At 62.0% G+C, this 20,032-nt stretch carries 20 protein-coding genes; 12 read left to right on the plus strand and 8 right to left on the minus strand.

Going from position 1 to position 20,032, the window contains the following annotated elements; translation table 11 throughout:
• Nucleotides 1–99: 99 nt before the first annotated feature.
• Entirely contained in the window at nucleotides 100–534 is a 435-nt protein-coding gene (gene rplM / locus ACOY6C_RS04320; protein ID WP_420904265.1) for a 50S ribosomal protein L13, read from the plus strand.
• A gap of 35 nt (nucleotides 535–569) precedes the next feature.
• Nucleotides 570–965 carry a 30S ribosomal protein S9 gene (gene rpsI, locus ACOY6C_RS04325; protein WP_420904266.1) on the plus strand — a complete coding sequence of 132 codons (396 nt, stop codon included), beginning with the start codon at nucleotides 570–572 and terminating at the stop codon, nucleotides 963–965.
• A 318-nt stretch (nucleotides 966–1,283) separates the two neighbouring features.
• Here rpsI and ACOY6C_RS04330 read toward each other — a convergent pair whose 3' ends face one another.
• Nucleotides 1,284–1,766, minus strand: a complete 483-nt coding sequence (locus ACOY6C_RS04330; protein ID WP_420904267.1) for a hypothetical protein — start codon at nucleotides 1,764–1,766, stop codon at nucleotides 1,284–1,286.
• Nucleotides 1,767–1,879: 113 nt separating this feature from the next.
• On the opposite strand from ACOY6C_RS04330, the gene argC reads away from it, so the two are divergent.
• From argC to ACOY6C_RS04375, 9 genes are all read left to right on the plus strand, one after another.
• A complete protein-coding gene (gene argC / locus ACOY6C_RS04335) occupies nucleotides 1,880–2,926 on the plus strand; it encodes an N-acetyl-gamma-glutamyl-phosphate reductase (protein ID WP_420904268.1) in 1,047 nt (348 codons plus the stop codon).
• A 121-nt stretch (nucleotides 2,927–3,047) separates the two neighbouring features.
• Entirely contained in the window at nucleotides 3,048–3,308 is a 261-nt protein-coding gene (locus ACOY6C_RS04340) for a YfhL family 4Fe-4S dicluster ferredoxin (RefSeq protein ID WP_420904269.1), read from the plus strand.
• A gap of 411 nt (nucleotides 3,309–3,719) precedes the next feature.
• Complete coding sequence (locus ACOY6C_RS04345) at nucleotides 3,720–4,607, plus strand: YicC/YloC family endoribonuclease (protein WP_420904270.1); 888 nt, start codon at nucleotides 3,720–3,722, stop codon at nucleotides 4,605–4,607.
• Nucleotides 4,604–5,236 carry a guanylate kinase gene (gene gmk / locus ACOY6C_RS04350; RefSeq protein ID WP_420904271.1) on the plus strand — a complete coding sequence of 211 codons (633 nt, stop codon included), beginning with the start codon at nucleotides 4,604–4,606 and terminating at the stop codon, nucleotides 5,234–5,236. Before ACOY6C_RS04345 ends, gmk begins: the two co-directional genes overlap by 4 nt.
• 34 nt (nucleotides 5,237–5,270) lie before the next feature.
• Complete coding sequence (gene rpoZ, locus ACOY6C_RS04355) at nucleotides 5,271–5,792, plus strand: DNA-directed RNA polymerase subunit omega (protein ID WP_420904272.1); 522 nt, start codon at nucleotides 5,271–5,273, stop codon at nucleotides 5,790–5,792.
• A 91-nt stretch (nucleotides 5,793–5,883) separates the two neighbouring features.
• Entirely contained in the window at nucleotides 5,884–8,046 is a 2,163-nt protein-coding gene (locus tag ACOY6C_RS04360) for a RelA/SpoT family protein (protein ID WP_420904273.1), read from the plus strand.
• 320 nt (nucleotides 8,047–8,366) lie between these two features.
• Nucleotides 8,367–8,759, plus strand: a complete 393-nt coding sequence (locus ACOY6C_RS04365) for a RidA family protein (protein ID WP_420904304.1) — start codon at nucleotides 8,367–8,369, stop codon at nucleotides 8,757–8,759.
• Nucleotides 8,756–9,181, plus strand: coding sequence for a hypothetical protein (locus ACOY6C_RS04370; protein WP_420904274.1), 426 nt, complete (start codon nucleotides 8,756–8,758; stop codon nucleotides 9,179–9,181). Before ACOY6C_RS04365 ends, ACOY6C_RS04370 begins: the two co-directional genes overlap by 4 nt.
• Before the next feature lie 113 nt (nucleotides 9,182–9,294).
• Nucleotides 9,295–9,642, plus strand: coding sequence for a hypothetical protein (locus tag ACOY6C_RS04375; protein WP_420904275.1), 348 nt, complete (start codon nucleotides 9,295–9,297; stop codon nucleotides 9,640–9,642).
• A 303-nt stretch (nucleotides 9,643–9,945) separates the two neighbouring features.
• Here the strand turns inward: ACOY6C_RS04375 and ACOY6C_RS04380 are convergent, their stop codons facing one another.
• From ACOY6C_RS04380 to ACOY6C_RS04410, 7 genes are all read right to left on the minus strand, one after another.
• A complete protein-coding gene (locus ACOY6C_RS04380; RefSeq protein WP_420904276.1) occupies nucleotides 9,946–10,557 on the minus strand; it encodes a DedA family protein in 612 nt (203 codons plus the stop codon).
• A gap of 349 nt (nucleotides 10,558–10,906) precedes the next feature.
• A complete protein-coding gene (locus ACOY6C_RS04385; protein ID WP_420904277.1) occupies nucleotides 10,907–11,812 on the minus strand; it encodes a phosphate ABC transporter substrate-binding protein in 906 nt (301 codons plus the stop codon).
• Nucleotides 11,809–14,064: an AAA family ATPase gene (locus ACOY6C_RS04390; RefSeq protein ID WP_420904278.1), complete on the minus strand. Its 2,256-nt coding sequence runs from the start codon at nucleotides 14,062–14,064 to the stop codon at nucleotides 11,809–11,811. The genes ACOY6C_RS04385 and ACOY6C_RS04390 overlap by 4 nt, the downstream gene beginning before the upstream one ends.
• Nucleotides 14,061–14,210 carry a hypothetical protein gene (locus ACOY6C_RS04395; RefSeq protein ID WP_420904279.1) on the minus strand — a complete coding sequence of 50 codons (150 nt, stop codon included), beginning with the start codon at nucleotides 14,208–14,210 and terminating at the stop codon, nucleotides 14,061–14,063. Before ACOY6C_RS04395 ends, ACOY6C_RS04390 begins: the two co-directional genes overlap by 4 nt.
• Nucleotides 14,211–14,450: 240 nt before the next feature.
• Nucleotides 14,451–15,557 (minus strand): hypothetical protein, encoded by a 1,107-nt coding sequence (locus ACOY6C_RS04400; protein WP_420904280.1) that lies wholly within the window; start codon nucleotides 15,555–15,557, stop codon nucleotides 14,451–14,453.
• A 9-nt stretch (nucleotides 15,558–15,566) separates the two neighbouring features.
• Nucleotides 15,567–16,772: an MFS transporter gene (locus ACOY6C_RS04405; protein ID WP_420904281.1), complete on the minus strand. Its 1,206-nt coding sequence runs from the start codon at nucleotides 16,770–16,772 to the stop codon at nucleotides 15,567–15,569.
• A gap of 23 nt (nucleotides 16,773–16,795) precedes the next feature.
• Complete coding sequence (locus tag ACOY6C_RS04410; RefSeq protein WP_420904282.1) at nucleotides 16,796–17,215, minus strand: DUF2782 domain-containing protein; 420 nt, start codon at nucleotides 17,213–17,215, stop codon at nucleotides 16,796–16,798.
• Between ACOY6C_RS04410 and polA the strand changes: the two genes are divergently transcribed.
• Nucleotides 17,187–20,030 (plus strand): DNA polymerase I, encoded by a 2,844-nt coding sequence (gene polA, locus ACOY6C_RS04415; protein WP_420904283.1) that lies wholly within the window; start codon nucleotides 17,187–17,189, stop codon nucleotides 20,028–20,030. The genes ACOY6C_RS04410 and polA overlap by 29 nt on opposite strands.
• The last annotated feature ends 2 nt before the right edge of the window (nucleotides 20,031–20,032 follow it).

The raw sequence follows: 20,032 nt of genomic DNA on the forward strand, positions 1-20,032 counted from the left end.
TTTTTTTATTCTGGTTTCCGATCGGGCGACATGTCCTTCAAGCTGACATGATGCCCGATCGGGGACTGAAAAAATCCTTTGAAGGAAGTTCTTGGTTCCATGAAAACCTTCACCCCCTCATCCAAAGAGATCGTCAACGATTGGATTCTCATCGACGCCACGGACAAGGTTCTGGGGCGTGTGGCCAGTCTGGCGGCGCATCGTCTGCGTGGCAAGCACAAGCCGACCTTCGCGCCTCATATGGACGTTGGCGATTTCGTGGTGATCATCAATGCCGACAAGGTACGTCTGACCGGTTCCAAGCTGGAGGACAAGCAGTATTATCGGCACAGCGGTTATCCTGGTGGACTCAAGACCACCAATGCGGCCACGGTGTTGAGTGGCCGGTATCCGGAGCGGGTGTTGCAGAATGCGATCATCGGCATGTTGCCCAAGAACACTTTGGGTCGTCAGTTGGGTCGCAAGTTGAAGATTTACGCGGGTGATGTGCATCCGCACGCTGGCCAGAAGCCGCAACCTCTCGCCCTGGATTGATGGGCGGTTAGACGTTACACGAGGATGGATCGGACATGTCTTTGACCAACGCCACGTATGCCACTGGAAGACGCAAGGAGGCGATTGCCCGGGTTTGGATTCAACCGGGTGATGGCAAGATGCTGATCAACAAAATTGGCATTGATGCTTATTTTGACCGTGCTGGTTTGCGTATCATTGCTCGGCAGCCATTTACGGTCACCCAGACCGATGAGCGTTTTGATGTCACGGTGAACATTGCCGGTGGTGGTGTGTCGGGGCAGGCGGGTGCGATCAAGCATGGTATTGCGCGTGCTTTGGTGGCGTATGATCCGGCTTATCGGGCGGTGTTGAAAAAGGGTGGATTTTTGACCCGTGACTCGCGTAGTGTCGAGCGTAAGAAGTACGGTCGTCACAAGGCCCGCAAGAGCACGCAATATTCGAAGCGTTGATATTGCGGTCGAAGAATCGGGAAGATCGGATGGGGGAGGCGTCGATACGCCTCCCTTTTTTATTGGTGGGGCGGGTTTGAGTTTCTTTGGCGGTTGGGAATCGAACCGTTGCGGGGGACGGGGGGCCGAAGGTCCCCGGCGGAGGTTCGGAGGCAGAGCCTCCGAGGTTTTGGTGGGACGGGTCTGAGTTTCTTTGGCGGTTGGGAATCAAACCGTTGCGGGGGGCGGGGGGCCGAAGGTCCCCGGCGGAGGTTCGGAGGCAGAGCCTCCGAGGTTTTGCTTTTGACTTTATATGATTTTGACTTTGTTTGAGTTCTGCTATTGCTTGTATTTTGATATTGTTTTAGGCGCGTCTTCGAAAGAAATTTTTTCACGGTTTTTGTGAAAAAATTCGCGCCAGCCTTGGCTGCGGTATCGGTTTGCGTCTTTTGCAAACCGATACCGCGAACATGGCCCAAAAAGCAGGCCGCCGGAGGCGGCATGTTTCCAGGCGGGCAATTCGCCATGAGTCGTTGCCCAAAATCGGCAACGACTCATGGCACATGAGACGGCGCGCGCTTGCGCCATTTTTCGCAAAAGGCGCGAAAAATGGCTTATCGTGAAAAGCGCGCGAAAAGCAAAGACAAGAGCAAAGACAAGAGCAAAGACAAGAGCAAAGACAAGAGCAAAGACAAGAGCAAAGACAAGAGCAAAGACAAGAGCAAAGACAAGAGCAAAGACAAGAGCAAAGACAAGAGCAAAAGTCGAAAAAACAAAGAAAAAGTCCCAAGGGCGTTGCCCTTGGATCCCACCAGGGGCCATTGGCCCCTGGACCCCGCCAGTTTGTTTGGGGCCCCGGACCTGCCATCGCAGACCTCTGGACTCCACAAATTGGGGTTCCACAGATCGGATACCTTGCACAAAGGAAGTTAACCATGACCATCGCTGTCGGCATTTTCGGGGCCAGCGGCTACACGGGAGGTGAACTGGTCCGCCTTCTGGCGCGCCATCCCAAGGTCCGCATCGCCTTCGTCACCTCGGAACGCCACGCCGGACGCCCCCTGGCGGAGGTCTTTCCCCACCTCGGCGCCTTGCCCGATCTGATCTGTCGTCCCTTGACCGACTTCAAATCCTCGACGGATTGCGATGTGGCTTTTTGCGCCCTGCCACACCTGACCTCCATGGATGCGGTGCCGGAACTGCTGCAACGGGGCACACGGGTGGTGGATCTCTCCGCAGATTTTCGTTTGCGCGACGAGGATATCTTTCACACCTGGTACGGCGAAGCCCACCGCGCACCCAATCTTTTGACCGAGGCGGTCTATGGCCTGCCCGAGATGACCGGACGCGAGGCGATCAAGAAAGCACGCCTGATCGCCAATCCGGGCTGCTATCCGACCTCGATTCTCCTGGCCTTGGCGCCCCTGCTTAAAGAAAAGGCGATTGAAACCGAAACCCTGATCCTCGATAGCAAGTCCGGGGTGAGCGGCGCGGGTCGGTCGGCCAAGCAGGATTCGCTCTACGCGGAGGTGGCCGAGGGATTCCGGGCCTACAAGACCATCGGTCATCGCCATACCCCGGAGATCGAACAGGAGTTGGGGCGCGTGGCGGGCACGACGCTCAAGGTGCGCTTTTCTCCCCACCTGATCCCGCAAAGCCGGGGAATTTTATCCACCTGCTATGTTCGGCCTCGTCTTCCCTTGACGCAACACGAATGGCGTGATTTGCTGGCTACCCACTACCAGGACGAACCGTTCGTGGAGGTGCTGCCGGTGGGTCAACATCCGTCCACGTTGCAGGTTCGTGGTTCGAACCATTGCGTGTTGGGTGTGGCGTTGGACGAACGAACCGGCTGGCTGGTGGTGATGTCGGTGATCGACAATCTGGTGAAGGGGGCGTCCGGTCAGGCGGTGCAAAACATGAACCTGATGATGGGCGTGGAAGAAACGGCGGGATTGGAGCAGTTGCCGCTCTATCCGTGACCGTGGTGATGCCGGAGCGGTTTTGCTTGCCATGCGGGGAAAAGTCTGCTAACAAGCTTTACTTTCCGGGAGATTTCCGGTGTAGTCTTGCGTTAAGAAACCAATCAAAGGAGTTGCAACCATGGCATTGATTATCACTGAGGATTGCACGAACTGCGACGTCTGCTTGCCCGAGTGCCCCAACGAGGCGATCAGCGACGGTTCGGACGTGAATCGGGACATCTATTTCATTCACTCGGACCTGTGCACCGAGTGCGTGGGCGCTTTTGACGAGCCGCAGTGCGTCGAGGTGTGTCCGGTGGAGTGCATCGAGCCGGACCCGGATCACGAAGAGTCCAAGGAAGCCCTGCAAGCCAAGTACGAAACCATTCACGCCAATTGATGGCGATGCACGATGGATGGCCTGCTGACGCCTGATACGTTCGGCACAGGCAGGCAGATGCGGCGGAAGAAGGGGCGTATCCGGGAGCGAGTGCGCCCCTTTTTTCTTGCGGAGCGGTCGCGGGGTGTGGGCTTGCCAACATGACGGGATGGAAGGCGTGTTGGCCTGACCACGCCCGCATGGCCCATCCAGGCGCGGGACGAACGGGATGGAAGGCCTGACCACGCCCGCATGGTCCATCCAGGCGCGGGACGAACGGGATGGAAGGCCTGACCACGCCCGCATGGCCCATCCAGACGCGGGACGAACGGGATGGAAGGCGTGTGCCCATCCAGGCGCGGGATGGCGTGGAAGGAGCTGCCGGTTCGGGGCGTTTCCGGAAGGGGATGGGAGCGGACGATGCCACGGGGCATGACGGGATTTGCGAGCGGGGAGCGGATGATCGGCGAGGCGCGTATCGCCTGGCGGGTCAAATCGGTGAATCATCGGTTCTTGGATTTGTCGATGCGGCTGCCCGAAGGGTGCGAGGCCCTGGAGATCGAGGCGGGCAAGCGGCTCAAGCAGCGGTTTGCGCGCGGTCATCTGGAGTGCGTGTTCACGGTGGGGGTTGATCCAGGCGCGACCCGGCGCATGGAGATGGATGAGACGTTGTTGAAAGCGCTGCTGGATCTGGAGCGGCGGATGACGGAGCTTGCGGCGCGACCGGGGGTGGAGCGGATGCCGCTGAGTCTGGATCGGCTGCTCTCCTGGCCGGGGATGACGAGCGAGCGGCGGTTGGCCGCGGAGTTGCTCGGCACGGCGGGACAGGAGGCGATTCTGGAGCTGCTGGAGTCGGTTTGCGATGATCTGGATCGGGCCCGCGCCGAGGAGGGACGGGCGCTGGTTGAGGTGTTGCGGCGGCTGATCGAGGCGTTGCAGGGGCGGATCGCGGAGGTGAAGGGGGCGATGCCCGGCGCGCGGGCCGTGGTGGAGCGGAAATTGCGTGAGCGTGTGGCAGAGTTCGTGGGCGGCGCGCGCGAGGGGATGGACGAAGGGTTGGCGCGGGAGTTGGCCTATCTGTTGAACCGCATGGAGATCGCCGAAGAGGTGGAGCGGTTGGGGGTGCATCTGCGTGAGATGGAGAGCCTGCTTGCCGGCGATCAGCCGGTGGGGTTGCGGTTGGATTTCCTGTGTCAGGAGCTGAATCGGGAGGGGAATACCCTGTGTTCCAAGGCGCAGGATCACGCGGTGTCGAAATTGGGGGTTGAGATCAAGGTTCTGGTCGAACAACTTCGTGAACAGGCGCGGAATCTGGAATGATGAAATATGGGGACAAGGGTTTCGTCTTGATTCTGTCCGCGCCGTCGGGCGCGGGGAAGAGTACGTTGGCACGCATTCTCAATGGGCGTCACGAAGGTTTGCTGACCTCGGTTTCGACGACCACGCGCCAGCCCAGACCCGGGGAACGCGAGGGCGAGGCCTATTTCTTCGTGGATGCGGAGAGTTTCCGGGAACGGATCGCTCGAGGTGCGTTTCTGGAGTGGGCCGAGGTGTTCGGCAACTACTATGGAACCTCGCGCGCCTTCGTGGAGGAGGCTTTGTCGCGTGGTCAGGTGGTGGTGCTGGACATCGATTGGCAGGGGGCGCGGCAGGTGCGCGCCAACATGGGAGGCGCGGATGTGGTGAGCGTCTTCATTCTGCCCCCTTCCCACCACCATCTGGTGGAGCGGTTGCGCGCGCGCGGTCAGGATGCTGTCGAGGTCATTGAACGGCGCATGGCCGAGGCCGCCGCCGAGGTATCGCATTGGAACGAGTACGATTACATCGTCATCAACGACGATCTGGATCGGGCCGGAGACGAACTGGCGGCGATCGTGACCGTGGAGCGGTTGCGCCGCGGTCGGGCCAAGGGCCGGATTCAGGATATTCTGGAGACCTTTGGTTTGTGATGTTGTCGTTGCATTGAAATAGAGGAGTGAGAGCATGGCTCGTGTAACGGTGGAGGATTGTCTGAATCACGTCAACAACCGCTTCGATCTGGTGATCATGGCGGCCAAGCGTGCGCGGCAGTTGACGGCGGGCGGTGAGTCGGCGCTGGCGCGGGAGAACGACAAGAATACAGTGCTGGCGTTGCGCGAGATCGCGGCTGGGGTTCTCGACCTGGAAAAACTGATGGCCGAGGAGGAGCGGTTGATGGTCAACGAGCCGGAGGAGGAGCTGATGCTTGTTCCCGAGGAGACCATGGCCATGGCCCGTTCCCTGGTGGGGGATGATCGCGACGAGGATTCGGACGACGAGGGGGATGAGGAGTTGGGCGAGGGCGAGGAGGATCTTGATCTGCTGGCCACGGCGCTGGATGTGCTGGGGGATGAGGATGATTTGGATCCGGACTCGGATGCCCGTGCCCTGATGGCCGAGGAGATGCGCATTCCTGGCGTGGACGAGGAGCGTTTTTCGGGTTTGGGATCCGATTCCGGTCTGATGATCGACGAAGAGGATGGTTGAGCCGCCAACCAGCCCCGATCTGGCTTAATCGGGGTTGGCGGGTGAGGTGGTTGTTTGACCCTTGAGCCTTGGCGGCGGAGGGCGTATTGAGGTGAACGGGGAACAGTGGACCGCGTTGGTGGACCGGATTCTGGGGTATCATCCGGGCGCTGATCAGGCGCTGTTGGAACGTTTGCGTCTTTTTCTGGTCGAACATGGGGATCGGGAGCCGGCGGGGTGTCGGATCGGCGAGCTGGACACTCCGTTCGAACCCTTGTCCGTGGCCGCGATTCTGGTGGAGTTGCGGTTGGATGTCGCCTCGATCGCTGCGGGGCTGCTGATTGACGCATTGACCGCGGGTTGGACCGATCTGCAGCGCATCCGCGATGAGTTCGGCGAGGATGTGGCTTTTCTGGTGGAGCGGGTATCGCGGATTTCGCTTTTGCCCGCGCGCCCCAAAAACACCCTCCAGGCGGAAGAGTTCCGCAAGATGATCCTTTCGATGGCCAAGGACGTCCGGGTGATCCTGGTACGTCTGGCCATCTGTCTGTGGCGCATGCGCCATCTCTCCGCGCGCGCTCCCGCGCCGTTGCCGGTTCCCCGTCAGGCCATCCAGGATATCGTCGAAATCCAGGCTCCGATCGCCCATCGGCTCGGCATCTACTGGATCAAGAACGAACTCGAGGATCACGCCTTCCGCCTGCTCGATTTCGATGCCTACGAGTCCCTCAAGAAGGAGGTCGCCAAACGCCGCAAGGGTGGCGCGGATATCGTTCAACAGGTGGTCACCCTTCTGAAGAAGCATCTGCGCAAGCACGGCATCTCTGGCCAGGTGCTTGGTCGCGAAAAACATCTCTGGTCGATTCACAACAAGCTGATCCAGAAAAGCATCACCCTGGACGAGATGTACGATGTTGTCGGCTATCGGATCATCGTCAAGAAGAAAGCCGATTGCTATCGGGTGTTGGGGATGATTCACGGCGAGTTTCCGCCGGTTCCGGGACGGTTCAAGGATTACATCGCCCTGCCCAAGAGCAACGGCTATCAATCGTTGCACACCGTGGTGATCGGTCCGTTCGGCGAGCGCATCGAGGTGCAGATTCGCAACGACAAGATGCATCAGGTGGCCGAAAGCGGGGTGGCCGCCCACTGGACCTACAAGGAACACGGCATCGTCGAGCGCAAGCACTCGGGTCCCACCGGCTACGAGTGGTTGCAGCGCATGCTGGAGAACCACAAGAAGGAAGACGATGTTGGCAAGTTCGTCGAGAACGTCAAAATCGATCTTTTTCCGAACGAGATTTACCTCTTCACCCCTGCCGGGGATGTGATCACCCTGCCGGTCGGGGCCACGCCGATCGATTTTGCCTATGCGGTTCACTCCGAGGTGGGGGATCACTGTCAGGGTGCCAAGGTGAACGGTCGCATGGTGCCGTTGCATACCATGTTGCACACCGGCGATCAGGTGGTGATCCTGACCGCCAAGACCCAGCGGCCCAATGCGGCCTGGTTGCGTTTTGTGGTGACGTCGCGCGCCAAGTATCGCATCAACCGTTGGATCAAGGTGCAGGAGCGCGAGCGTGATGTGGCGCTTGGTCGCAACATGCTGGAACGCGAGGTGCGCAAGGCCGGCAAGGGTGCGGTGCTGAACGACAAGCTGGTGCGCAGGGCCACCGAGCATTTCCGGTTGCCCAACGATGAGGAGTTGTTGGCCCGCATCGGGCGATCCCGGTTGTCGCCGGTGCAGGTGGCGCAGGCGCTCTTCCCGCCGACTTCCGAGGAGCGGGAGAAAGCGTTGGCCGAGGTTGATCCTCAGGGTGGTTCGGAGGTGCGTCTCAAGTCGCTGCCGACCCGCACCGAGGTGCGCACGGCCCGGTGTTGTGGACCGGTTCCGGGGGATTCCATCGTTGGGATCATCACCACCGGGCGTGGCATTGTGATTCATGCGCGGGGATGTCCGAATCTCACCCCTCTGATCGCGCAGCCGGAGCGGTGGATGGATGATCTGGACTGGCCTGCCGACCTGGAGCAGCGTTACCGGACCCGTTTGCGGGTGATGGCCAAGAACCGGAGAGAGATCATCACGTTGGTTTCCCAGGCGGTGACCGCGGCCAAGGCGGTCGTGGCCAGTGTGCATGTCTGGGATCGGGAGCGGGATCCGTGTGTGTTGATCGTGATGGTGGAGGTTTCCGGGGTGGAGGAGTTGAATCAGGCGCAGCATAATTTGCGTGCCCTGAAGGAGGTGTTCGGGGTGGATCGGATTCGAGGCGGGTAGGGGAAAGGTTGGGGAGACGGCGCGCGAGTCGGGATCTTCAACGTTTGCGTCCTTGCCCGCAAGGGAGGTCCACGGTCGGGGGTGAGGGGGGGTTGCCCGTCATCCCAGTTTGTGAAAATCGCGTGCGCGCAGCCTCGGCTGCTTGATCGTTTCACGTTTTTGGCGAAACGATCAAGCGAACAGAGCCCCATAAAGTCGAAGAGCGCTCACAAAGGCAACGTTCCAAGGGCTTTGCCCTTGGATTCCACCAGGGATCAATGGCCCCTGGATCCCGCAATGGGTGTGTTCTGATACCTTCGGAGGATCAAGGCATGAGCGGATTGAGTCAGGTGGAGAGTTCCCGCGCACCCGCAGCCATCGGACCTTACAGCCAGGCGGTACGGGTCGGGGAGTGGGTGTTCGTTTCCGGACAGATTCCGTTGGACCCGACAACCGGAATGCTGGTGGAAGGGGATCTTTCCCGACAGATGGAACGGGTGTTGGAGAACATCGGCGCCATCCTGGCCTCTGCCGGATCCGGATTCGAACAGGTGGTCAAATCCACGCTGTACCTGGTGGACATGAACGATTTCACCACGGTCAACGAAGTTTATGCCCGCTGTTTCAAGCCCCCTTATCCGGCACGCGCCACCGTGGGGGTTGCTGCCCTGCCCAAGGGGGCACGGGTGGAGATGGATGTGGTGGCCCATATCCAGTATGAGTCCGCGGGATGAAACACCTGCCCGGACTGCTGGTGATCCTTTTCTGGAGCGGATCGGCTTGGGCGGGTCTGTTCTGCGCCACCGATTTTTCCGGTCGGCACTGTGGATACGGAGATGTGGCGTCGTGTCTTCAGGCAGCGGGGAAACAGGGGGGATGCGAGCTGAATCAGGCCGAGATGATCCAACCCGTGGGTGGCGCCCCTTATTGCCTGGTGGAGAGTTGGCGTACCGAGTGCATCCATGCGGACGTGGCCGCCTGTCGCCGACGGGCCGAAGTGGTGCGGTCGGTTTGCATCGCCAATCCCAATGCGGTGGGTGGCCGGGTGGTGGTGGTGACCGGATTGGATGGTGAGCGTGGAGAGCCCTCCCCTGTGGGGCGTGATGGACGCCGCTATCTGCCGAGTCCGGGGTATGAGCCGGGCAAGGGGTGGTGAGGGGTGCGCATCGGGTTGGAAGCGGTCAGTCGCATGCTGGACCGGAGGGCATGGCCCCTGACGTGGAATTTTCGATGGTTTTGATACCGGTGACCTGGAATTTGGATCGTGACATGACCCGCATCAAACGCATGGCATTGTTGGTTGGCACGGTTGGATCGTTGTGCATGGCTGGTTGCGTGGCGCGTGCGGGTGGGGCGGGGGTGCCGGAGCATCAGGTGCTCCATGCCGGGCATTACAAAGGGCTTTCGGAATGTTTATACCGTCGGATGGTGGCGGATGGTTGGGTGGTGGATCTGTCGGTTTACACCTGCACGCGCAAGGCGGAGGTGGTGGGCAATGCCGAGGCGATTCAGGTATCGGCTGTCGCGGGTGGGGAGGGATCGACGGTGGCCGGTTCGCGGGTTGGGGTGGAGCGGATTGCCGGGTATTTGGAGCGGTGTGCGGTGGAGCGTGAGTGAGGGGGTAAAAGGGTAACGGGACGGGATCTTGCATGATGGGGGGAGCCCCCCTAACCCCCCTTGCCATGGACCTCCCTTCGGAAGTTCCATGGTAACTTGCATGATGGGGGGAGACCCCCCTAACCCCCCTAACCCCCCTAACCCCCCCTAACCCCCCTAACCCCCCTAACCCCCCCTGCCATGTTCCATGGCAAAATTCGCCGCCTTGGCTGCGGGATCATCTGGCGTCTTTGGCGACACGATCCCGCGAACATGGCCTGCAAACAGGCCGCCGGAGGCGGCTATCCCACCGTGGCCATTCACCTACGGCACGGAATTTTCGGCACGCTCTTCCATCACCGCCGGGGCCGCTTCACGCTTGAAAAACCGCTTCCTCGCCCAGATCCCAATCAGCACCACACCCACACCCCCGAAGAAATAGAACTGATAGTGTTTGATGTCGGCCAGAAATCCCTCCATGGCATGGCCGAAGATGTAGCCACCATAACCAAAACTGGTGGCCCAGATGAAAGCGGCCAGACAGTTGAGCAACATGAAACGAATCGCGGCGATCGGAGAGGCCCCCAGGGCGAATGGCGTGACGTTGCGAACCCCGTAGATGAAACGAAACCCCATGATGAACCAGGTGTTGTAACGATCCAATAAATACATCACCCGCTCGGTACGTCGCTTCCAACTTTCGCTGCTGGTCCGTTTGATCAACAGATGACCCCAGCGCCGACCGATGAAAAAGGCGGTCTGATCGCCCAGATAGGTTCCGGCAAACGAGGAGAGGATCACCCAGTTGAGATCCAATACCCCGGCCTTGGCCAGATAGCCGGCAATCAAGACCATGGTCTCCCCTTCGAGGAAGGTGCCGACGAACAGCACGATGTAACCATAATCCCGCAAAAAACCTTCCAGGGTCTCAATCATCTGTTTAACGTTCCTTGGTGATGCGGTACAGTGCGCGCGGCATGAAAAATCGCCGCCGGTCAGTTTTCAGGGTCATGTTCGCGGGGTCGTTTTGCAAACGGCGCAAAACGACCCGGCGGCCAAGGTGGCGCGCCAGCGATTTTCATTAACTTGCATGATGGGGGGAGTCCCCCCTCACCCCCCGACCAGGAAATTCCTGTCAGGGCGTTCCATGGTCAAGAGGTGAAAATCGTTTTTTGTGAAGAGCGCGCCAGAATCAAAACCAAAACCTTGGAGACTCCGTTTCCAACCCCCCTCTGTCGGGAATTTTTGCTCCCCCGTTCCCTGCAACCGTTGACATCGGCATGGATTACGGCGGCGGAATGTATCCGGATCGGGTGAGAATCTCCCTCCCCTCGGGTCCGCGCACCCACTCCAGGAACTTCGCCACCTCCGGTCGCGGCTCGCCAAGGGTGTACAAATAGAGGGATCGGGCCAACGGATAGGCCTGATCCATGGTGGATGCGGTGGTGGGAGGAACGCAAGGGGCATTGGCCTCCTGCTCCCTGGAGATGCACAGGGTCTTGACCGTATTGGTCACATAGGCCATGCCCACATAACCGATCGCACAGGGCATCTGACCCACCATGCTGACCAGACTCTCCGAAGCGTCCATGCTGAGTATCTGGGAATCGAAATGCTCACGTTTTTCGAAGATGGTCTGCTTGAAAAAGACATACGTGCCGGAGTTGTTCTTGCGGTTGATCGGTATGATCTTCTGATCCGGACACTCCGGCACCTTGACCCCGAAATCCCCCCAGGTGAGGGAACGGTTGACCTTGCTGTAGATATCGGTGAGCTGGTGCAAGGCCAGGCCGTTGATCGGATTGTCGGGGTGGACGATCACGGATACCGCGTCGCGTCCCACCACATGCGGAATCGGAATTTGTCCCACGCGCTTGCGCGACAACAGATTGAACTCCCGTTCGCGCAACAACCGACTGGCGGAGGCGATCTCCACATGGCCGTTGATGAGGGCGGCGATGCCGTTTCCGGAACCGCCACCGCTCACCTCGACGCGCATGCCTGGATTTTTCTCCGGATAGATGCGTGCCCACTCCTTGAGCGCCTTGATCAGGGTATCCGAACCCTTGATGCGAATCACCTTGCCCGCATCCTCGTGCTCGCCGGTCCAGGCCGGAAACGGCATGGCGCCGATCACGAGAAAGAGCAGGGCAAGGATAAGCCGGCGGAGAGAGGTGGGAACGATTGTCACGGGCCAGACCTCGCGGAAAGGGTCAGGGTGTCGGCATCCACGGAACAGGTGATAAGACGGGACGAGGCGATCGTCTCGTGCTCGAAGGTTTCGGCGGTGATCCACAGTTGCGGCAGCTGATCGGAGAAGTGGATCAAGGCCGTCAGGGTGGCGCGTGCCCGCTCCCGGTCGAAATAGGCGAACGGTTCATCCAGGGCGATAAAATGGACCGCCTGGGTGCGCGCGGCCAACGCCTGACACAACGCCAGACGCAACGCCAGGGTCAACTGACGTCGCACGCCGGTGGAAAGCTCCTCCATGTGCATGAAATCGTTCTTGACCACGGAGAAGATGGCCAGATTCAGCTCTCCGTCGAGACGCGGCTGGTGATACCGTCCACCCGTGAACAGGGGCGCGGCCCGTGCCACGAGCCGGTTGGTTTCGTGGAGAAAATCGCTTTTCAACTGGGTGGCGCAGCCGCTCAACAGGGATTCGGCGATGCGTCGCACCTCGATGGCGCGGCGATCGCGCTGATTTTCGTTTTCGAAGGAGGCCACCGCAGCCAGCAGACGGGCATGCTCGCGGCGTCTGCTCCGTTCGTTCTCCACCTCGCTCTCCAGGGTGGCCACCGCCGCCAGATGGGCGGCATGCTCCTCCTTGGCCATGCGCACGCGCGCTTGACTTTTTTCGCGCAACAGGGCGTGTTCGGCCTGGAAGAGCTTCAACCGCTCCCCAAGCTCGTTCAGCTCCTGTTCCATGAGCCCGGCATCCAACAACGGCTGGCCATCCGCCATGGACCAGCTTTTCAAGGCATCGGACCAGGGGGTACCCTCCATGCCCAACAGGATCTCCATCTGCTCCTTGACCGGGCGGTTGGCCGCGTCGCGCAGGGTTTCCAGGGTTTGACGGGCCTGGGCGGCGCGTGACTCGATGGTTTGTCCAGCCTGGGAGATGGCCTGCAGGCGACTGCCGGCGGAAAAGCGTTTGATGAGGTTCCAGATCGTCAGCAGCGCGAACAGCAGCGTCGGCGCTCCGAGAACCATGGGGGAGAGCGGCCAGGCGGGCAGCAGGCGGGTCAGCAGGGCATTCAAATCGGGCGCGAAGCCGGGATGATGGGTCATCTGCCAGGTCAGGGCGGTGCAGAGCCCGCCCACCAGCGACAGAATCAGAAACACCACCACCCCCCAACCACGATGGGTACGGGTTCGGCTGGCTTTTTGGCGCGCCTGCTCGAGTTCGGTATTCTCATGCGCCAGGGTCGGCGCTTCGACCGGATTGGAGGTGGGTTCGCCGAGCCAGCTGGCCAGCCGGTTCTGTTCGGAAACCACCGTGGCCAGAATCCCGCCCAGCGAATCGAGACGGGCACGGGATTTGGCATGCCATTGACGCACCGGACCGGCGGGAACCTCCACCTCGCTCAAGTGGCCACCCTGACAGATGCTTTCGATCTCCTTGAGGCTGTGATCGAGCTGTTGACAACGGCTCGTCCAGCTGGCCACGCCGATGTTCGGCGAGGTTTGGATCATCCGGTTGCAGGCCGCCTCGATGCGCCGACCCGCCTGGACCACGCCGGCATCGAATCCCAGCCACCGTTCGATGGCGGCCACCGCCACCGCCACCCGGTTGCGCGCCGCCTTCAGTCGGCCTTCCAGCTGACCGAGGGTCTCCTCGATCAGATTCAATCCGGTGATCTCGTTTTTCAGCTCATCCTGACGACGCACCCGGGCTTCGATCTTCTGACCGATGGCCATCCGCTCCTGGGTGAGGGTGGTGGCCAGGTTTTCCAGGGTGGTCATGCCGGAGAGCATCTTGACCGTGCCCAGGCCGCGGGCGTGGTGGGCATGGCGTCCCTGGGTGAGATACAGGGTATCGATGTAGGTTTCGAAGCCGAATCCCAGCAGGGTGGCCAGGGTGGCATCGACCGACTCCGCGCCGTGGGCCAGGGGGGTCTCTTCGCCGCTGCGCTTGAGCAGGGCATCCTGACCGCCCTGATTGTCGAAATGGCGGATCAGGGTATAGGCGGTGTGATCGTCCAGGCTGAAATCGAGCTGGATGGAGCCTTGTTCCGCGCCCCAGCGGACCGCCTTGGCCACCGCCTCGTCGGCGAGATTGGCACTGCGTCCGAACAGGGCGAGACACAGGATCTCCAGGAGGGCGGATTTCCCCGCCTCGTCGGGTCCGGTGATGAGAATCGGACCGGCGGCGGGCAGGTCGTCGAGGTCGAGTTTTTTGAAGCGGAGGATATTTTCGGATTGCAGACGGCGGATGATCATGCCACGCCCTCCATGGTGGGACGCGGGGCGTTCAAACGGGACATCAGCAGCTCCACGGCATCCTGATGGAGTGTCAGGTCCAGGGAGGGATTGGCGGCCTTGCGGCGCTGCAACTCCTCCTGGGCATGGATTTCAAGGAGTTGCACGGGGTCCTGGACTCGAAAGAGGACGTCGTTGGAGGAGGGATCAAGGGCAGGCATCGGTTCACCTCGCGGTGGGGTGTCATCGGTCGCGCGATTACGGGCTTGCGCATTCACATTGGAGCATGAATCATCCCCCGTACGGCGTGGATCGTCGAAAGCGTGATCCACGGTGGGGGTTGGGGGGTCCTCCCCCAGTTTGAAAGTTTACGGGTTTTATTCGGTCTGGTAAACCCTGCCAGACGATCAATCGATTCGAACCGGCAGAAAACCGTTGCCTGGTTCCCGGAAATTGGTCACCTGACCGCGATAGCCGCGCACGCCGATTCCCAGCAGTTGGTCCCGGTACATGAACAGGCGCACATCGCTCTTGAGAGGCGATGCACCCGCCACCGGGATCAAGGCCGGCGGAACATGACGTTGCACCAGCGTGGTGGCCGGATCCAGGGTCGCGAAGCGGGCTCGGCTGATCTTGTCGCCGATCAGCACCCCGCGTCCGCCGAAACCGCCGAAGCCGGGCTTGAAGACCCAGCGGGCGCGCTCCTTCCAGACCATCTCGGGATCCAGGGAGGCGAGCAGACGGGTCCGGGGCACCAGGGTGGCGATCCGGGCGACCTCCGTTTCGGAACAGCCGAGCGCGCGCAGATGATCCGGGTCCGACCAGCCGATCAGGCGTCGTTTGTCGGCCAGAAGGCCATAGGCGTGCGGATTGGGGGTGAGACAGACCTGACGGTTGAGCCAGGCTGTTCTCAGTCTGGCCAGGGTTGGGGTTTCGAGGTGGAAATCGCAGTGGCGGTTGTAGATCAGCTCCACCCGTTGCCCGTCGAGAAACACCCCGTCCGCGCGCGCGTCGAGCTGGTCGGGAGCGACGATCCGACACGGCATGCCGGCCTCGGCGAGCAGTCGGGCGGCGACCACCATCTCGGGGTAAAGGAATTGCGCCTCGGGTTGTTCGTCGAGGATCGCCATCAGACCGGGCACGCGCGTCGGACTCCCCGTGAACAGGGCCATTTCGGTACGAAAGGTGTCGATCAGGCGCGTCAGGCGCCGATCGTTCCGGGTGGTGGCGGGATCCCGGGCGGCGAAATCCGGATGGCGGGTTTCGTGGGCCATCAACAGGCCACCCGCATTGGTATTGATCTCGATCAGCCGCGGACCTTCCGGGGTGAGATGAAAATCGTAGCCCATCATCACCGCCTCGTGCCCCGGATCGAAGCGGGCGGTATCCGGGGCATCCGGGAGGGGATGCGGATGGGCGAGGGCGAGACGGCGCAGGGTGCGCGCCAGTCCGAGCATCGCTTTCAAGTCCGGCCTTGGGATCACGGCAACGGGAGGCGGAGGGATTGGGTTCATGTCCGGATCTCAAGGGTTCCAGGGAGGGTCGCGGGGATCGGGCGATTCGGATCCCGTGAGGGTGGGGATGGAGGCGGCGTGACCCGCCAGCAACCGTTCGGAGCGGCGCGAGGCGAGCGTGCCCACGCCGGCGGCCAGAGCCAGCATGCCGAACATGGCCGTGTGGCCGGCCTGTTCGAGGAGCACTCCGGAGAGGGCCATGCCCATGCCGCCCCCCACCCCGTAGGAGAGGGCCGCCAACCACCCCTGGGCCACGCCGCGCGCGGACTCGGGGGCGAAATCATGCACGCGCCGCACCGAGGCGACATGAAAGGCCCCGAAGGTGAAGGCATGCAGCAGTTGCGCGCCGACCAACCAGACCAGCTCCACGGTGGTGGCATAAACCGACCAGCGCAGCGTGGCCAACAGAAGGGAAAGGGTCAGCAGGCGCGCCACGCCGACCCGTTCGATCCAGGCGCGCGAATGGCGCATCAACATCACCTCGGCCAGCACCCCGATCGCCCACAACAGACCGATGGCGGTGCGCGAGAATCCCTGGTGTTGCAGATGCAGGGACATGAAACCATAATAGCCGCCGTGGGAGAACTGCATCATGGTGGCGCTGAAATAGAACCAGCGCACGTCGGTCCGCTCGAACAGGGTCCAGAAGCGGATGCCCGCGTCGTGGCGGATCGAGGTGCGCGGCAGCCAGGTGGTGCAGAGCGCGGTCAGAGCCAGCAGCAGGGCGATGAGCATCGGAATGGCGCCGAGCCCGAACTGGTCGCTCAACGGGCCGCCGCCCAGGGAACAGACGATGAACCCCCACGATCCCCACAGGCGCAGGCGTCCGTAATCCCAGTGGCGGGCGATGGATTGTTCCATGGCCGTGGCATCGACCAGGGCGAGCGGACCGGTGTGAAAGAGGCTGTAGAGGACCGTCACCCCGAAGATCCAGAGCAGGCTGGAGTCCATGAAAAACAGCGAAAACGCGGCCAGGGCGCCGAGGCTGGTGCCCAGGATCACCGGATGGCGACCGCCCCGGTCGGCCATGTGGCCCCAGAAGGGCGGGGCCGGGATGCGGATCCACTGGGTGAGGGCGGTCAACAGGCCGATGGTCTGGGCGCCATGGCCCAGATGGGCCAGATAGAGCGGCCAATAGGGGATCCAGACGCCCACCACGGCAAAGTAGCAGGCGTAGAAACCGGCGATCGGCCAGCGGCGAACGGAGGTGGTCAAAGGTGGCGGTCAGGCGGGATGGATCAATAGCGGAACAGAACCCATTGCGGAACCACGGTCAAGGGTTCATAACCGTTGCTGCGCGACTCGAACAGACCATCGCCGTCGGTGTCGATCAGATAGTAGGTCGGTCCGTTGGCGGGCACCACCTGGATCTGATAGACCGCGCCCTGGGAGCTGAATTCGCGCACCTGATTGCCCTGGGCATCCTCGTATTTGCGGATGATGGTGATGTGTCCGGGTTTGTCGGACTCCACCTCTTCGCGCAGCTCCGAGACCAGCGGTCCCTTGGCGGGGATGGGATGGCCCCCGGCGCGGACCTCGGCGGCCCGGGCGAGACCGGTGGTCGAGAGCGCCACGAGCAGGGCCACGAGCAGGGCCAGAAACGGCGAACGGGCGGTCAGGCGACCCTGAATGACGATGGAGGATGATCTGGACTTCATGACAACACCCCGGCTGTTTTTGATGGATGGCTCCGGATTTTTATACCGGGCCTTTTACGGCGTCAAGCAACTGGCCCGACGCGATGGTTTTCCCACGAATGCCATTTTCGGCTTCCTGAAGATGATTCGCAAGGTCGTGCATGATCACAAGCCGGAATACCTGGGCATGGTGTTCGATGCCGGGGGTCCGGTGTTCCGGCACGGGATCTATCCGGAGTACAAGGCGAACCGTCAGGCGATGCCCGATGATCTGAAGGCGCAGGTGCCGGTGATCCGGCGGCTGGTGAGCGCCTGGAACGTGCCGATCTTCGAGCGTGGGGGGCACGAGGCGGATGATCTGATCGCCACGTTGGCCCGCGCCGCCGAACGCGACGGGTGGGAGGTGGTGGTGGTGACCGGGGACAAGGATCTGTCGCAGATCGTCTCCGAGCGGATCCGGATTCTCGATCCCGGCAAGGAGCAGTGGATCGGACCCGCCGAAGTCCAGGAGAAATGGGGCGTGCCGGTGGAGCGGCTCACCCAGGCCATGGCGCTGATCGGCGATACCTCGGACAACATTCCCGGCGTGCCGGGGGTGGGACCGAAACTGGCCGCCGGTCTGATCGGGCAGTTCGGCGATCTGGAAACCCTGTTCGCCCGCGTGGCCGAGGTGAGCCGACCGGCGTTGCGTCAGACCCTGAGCGATCCCGAGGTGGCCCGTCTGGCGTGGTTGTCGCTGCGGCTGGTGACGGTCGATGACGCCATGGAACTGCCTTTCGAGCCCGAGGCGCTCAAGCGTCGCCCGCCGGATCGGGAGGCGTTGCGGGCGTTGTTGACCGAGATGGAGTTTCTCTCCGAATTGCGGGATCTGGATCGCTGGGCGCCGGCAGGCGCGGAGCGCGTCACCCCGCCCGGGCGGACCGACCCGTGTCAAGTCCCAGGCGATCAGTCAGCCGGTGGCATCACCCCGCCCGGGCGGACCGACCCGCCATCCGACCCGCTGGAGCCGACGGGCGAACTCCCTGGCAGCGGTTATCGGGCGATCACCGATGCCGCCACCTGGGCGGGGTTTCTCGAGCGGTTGCGTCTGCGTCCGGCTTTTGCCCTGGACACCGAAACCACCGGTCTGGACCCCTCCCAAGCCGAGCTGGTGGGCTTGTCGATCGCCTGGCGGGCCGGGGAGGCGTGGTACATCCCGGTCGGACACGTTCCCGAGGCGGCGCCGGATGGTCAGTTGGCCCGCGAGCGGGTGCTGGCGGATCTCAAGCCGATTCTCGAGGATCCGCGCATCGCCAAGCACGGCCAGAACAGCCAGTTCGAATACGCCATCCTGCGCCGGTACGGGATCACCCTGACCGGGATCGGCAGCGATACCATGCTGCTTTCCGGCTTGTTGCACGGCCAGACGCGGCGGCACAATCTCGATGCCCTGGCCCTGGCCGAGCTGGGACGCCAGACCATCTCCTTCAAGGAGGTTGCCGGCGTCGGCAAGAAGCAGGTCACCTTCGATCGGGTGGCCCTGTCCGAGGCGGTCCCGTATGCCTGCGAGGATGCGGAGGTGGCCTGGCTTCTGACCGAAAGAATGGCCCCGCGCCTGGCCGAGGTGCCCTCCCTGACGCGGCTGTATGAAACCGTCGAACGGCCCTTGATCCCGGTGCTGGGCGAGATGGAGCTGGCCGGCGCCCTGGTGGATCGGGCCGCGTTGGAGCGGCTCTCCGAGGATTTTTCCGTGCGCCGCGCTGCCCTGACCCGTCAGATCCACGACAAGGCCGGTCTGGAGTTCAACATCAACTCCACTCAGCAGCTCGGGGAGATCCTGTTCAACCGCATGGGGATCAAGGGGGGCAAGCGCACCAAGACCGGCTTTTCGACCGATGTCGAGGTGTTGACCCGGCTCTCCGAGGAGGGACATGAACTGCCCGGTCTGGTGTTGGAGTATCGGGGGCTGACCAAGCTGCAATCCACCTATACCGATGCCCTGACCGCCCAGCTCGATCCGCGCACCGGACGCATCCACACCCGTTACAACCAGGCCGCCACCCTGACCGGTCGGCTCTCCTCCTCGGATCCCAACCTGCAGAACATCCCGGTGCGTCGTCCCGAGGGCAAGGCGATTCGCGCCGCCTTCATCGCGCCGCCCGGTTCGGTGCTGCTTTCCGCGGATTACAGCCAGATCGAGTTGCGGCTGTTGGCCCATCTGGGCGACATCCCGCGTTTGAAGGCCGCCTTCGAGCAGGGGCTGGACATCCACGCCGCCACCGCCGCCGAGCTGTTCGGTTCCGCGCCGGATCAGGTGGACGCCGAGGCGCGGCGCCTGGCCAAGACCATCAATTTCGGGTTGATCTACGGCATGAGTCCCTATGGTCTGGCCAAGCGGTTGGGGATTTCGGTGGGCGAGGCCTTCAACTACATGGACCTCTATTTCAGCCGCTACAACGGCGTGAAGGCGCACATGGAGCGGACCATCCGCTTCGCCCGCGAGCATGGCTATGTCGAGACCCTGGGCGGACGGCGCTGTTTTGTCGCGGATATCGATCACACCAACCGCAATTTGCGCGAACTGGCCGAGCGCACGGCGATCAACGCGCCGTTGCAGGGGTCTGCCGCGGATCTGATCAAACTGGCGATGATCCGGTTGCAGCGTGCCTTGCGGGATGCGGGCTTGAAGAGCCGCCTGATTCTCCAGGTCCATGACGAGCTGGTGCTGGAGGTTCCCGAAACCGAGCTGGAGCAGGTCCGGTCGGTGACCCGCGACGCCATGGAGCAGGCCATGAACCTGTCGGTCCCCTTGCGGGTGGACATGGGGGTGGGCGCCAACTGGGCCGAGGCGCATTGAGG

The sequence above is a fragment of the Candidatus Magnetaquiglobus chichijimensis genome (assembly GCF_045865675.1).
In the GTDB taxonomy this organism is placed as follows: domain Bacteria; phylum Pseudomonadota; class Magnetococcia; order Magnetococcales; family Magnetaquicoccaceae; genus Magnetaquiglobus; species Magnetaquiglobus chichijimensis.

What these genes read in the sequence shown, in the direction of transcription:
- rplM (WP_420904265.1), top strand. Translation starts at nt 100, where the DNA reads ATGAAAACCTTCACCCCCTCATCCAAAGAGATCGTCAACGATTGGATT.
- rpsI (WP_420904266.1), top strand. Translation starts at nt 570, where the DNA reads ATGTCTTTGACCAACGCCACGTATGCCACTGGAAGACGCAAGGAGGCG.
- ACOY6C_RS04330 (WP_420904267.1), bottom strand. Translation starts at nt 1,766, where the DNA reads ATGGCCCCTGGTGGGATCCAAGGGCAACGCCCTTGGGACTTTTTCTTT.
- argC (WP_420904268.1), top strand. Translation starts at nt 1,880, where the DNA reads ATGACCATCGCTGTCGGCATTTTCGGGGCCAGCGGCTACACGGGAGGT.
- ACOY6C_RS04340 (WP_420904269.1), top strand. Translation starts at nt 3,048, where the DNA reads ATGGCATTGATTATCACTGAGGATTGCACGAACTGCGACGTCTGCTTG.
- ACOY6C_RS04345 (WP_420904270.1), top strand. Translation starts at nt 3,720, where the DNA reads ATGACGGGATTTGCGAGCGGGGAGCGGATGATCGGCGAGGCGCGTATC.
- gmk (WP_420904271.1), top strand. Translation starts at nt 4,604, where the DNA reads ATGATGAAATATGGGGACAAGGGTTTCGTCTTGATTCTGTCCGCGCCG.
- rpoZ (WP_420904272.1), top strand. Translation starts at nt 5,271, where the DNA reads ATGGCTCGTGTAACGGTGGAGGATTGTCTGAATCACGTCAACAACCGC.
- ACOY6C_RS04370 (WP_420904274.1), top strand. Translation starts at nt 8,756, where the DNA reads ATGAAACACCTGCCCGGACTGCTGGTGATCCTTTTCTGGAGCGGATCG.
- ACOY6C_RS04375 (WP_420904275.1), top strand. Translation starts at nt 9,295, where the DNA reads ATGACCCGCATCAAACGCATGGCATTGTTGGTTGGCACGGTTGGATCG.
- ACOY6C_RS04380 (WP_420904276.1), bottom strand. Translation starts at nt 10,557, where the DNA reads ATGATTGAGACCCTGGAAGGTTTTTTGCGGGATTATGGTTACATCGTG.
- ACOY6C_RS04390 (WP_420904278.1), bottom strand. Translation starts at nt 14,064, where the DNA reads ATGATCATCCGCCGTCTGCAATCCGAAAATATCCTCCGCTTCAAAAAA.
- ACOY6C_RS04400 (WP_420904280.1), bottom strand. Translation starts at nt 15,557, where the DNA reads ATGAACCCAATCCCTCCGCCTCCCGTTGCCGTGATCCCAAGGCCGGAC.
- polA (WP_420904283.1), top strand. Translation starts at nt 17,187, where the DNA reads ATGACGATGGAGGATGATCTGGACTTCATGACAACACCCCGGCTGTTT.
- ACOY6C_RS04410 (WP_420904282.1), bottom strand. Translation starts at nt 17,215, where the DNA reads ATGAAGTCCAGATCATCCTCCATCGTCATTCAGGGTCGCCTGACCGCC.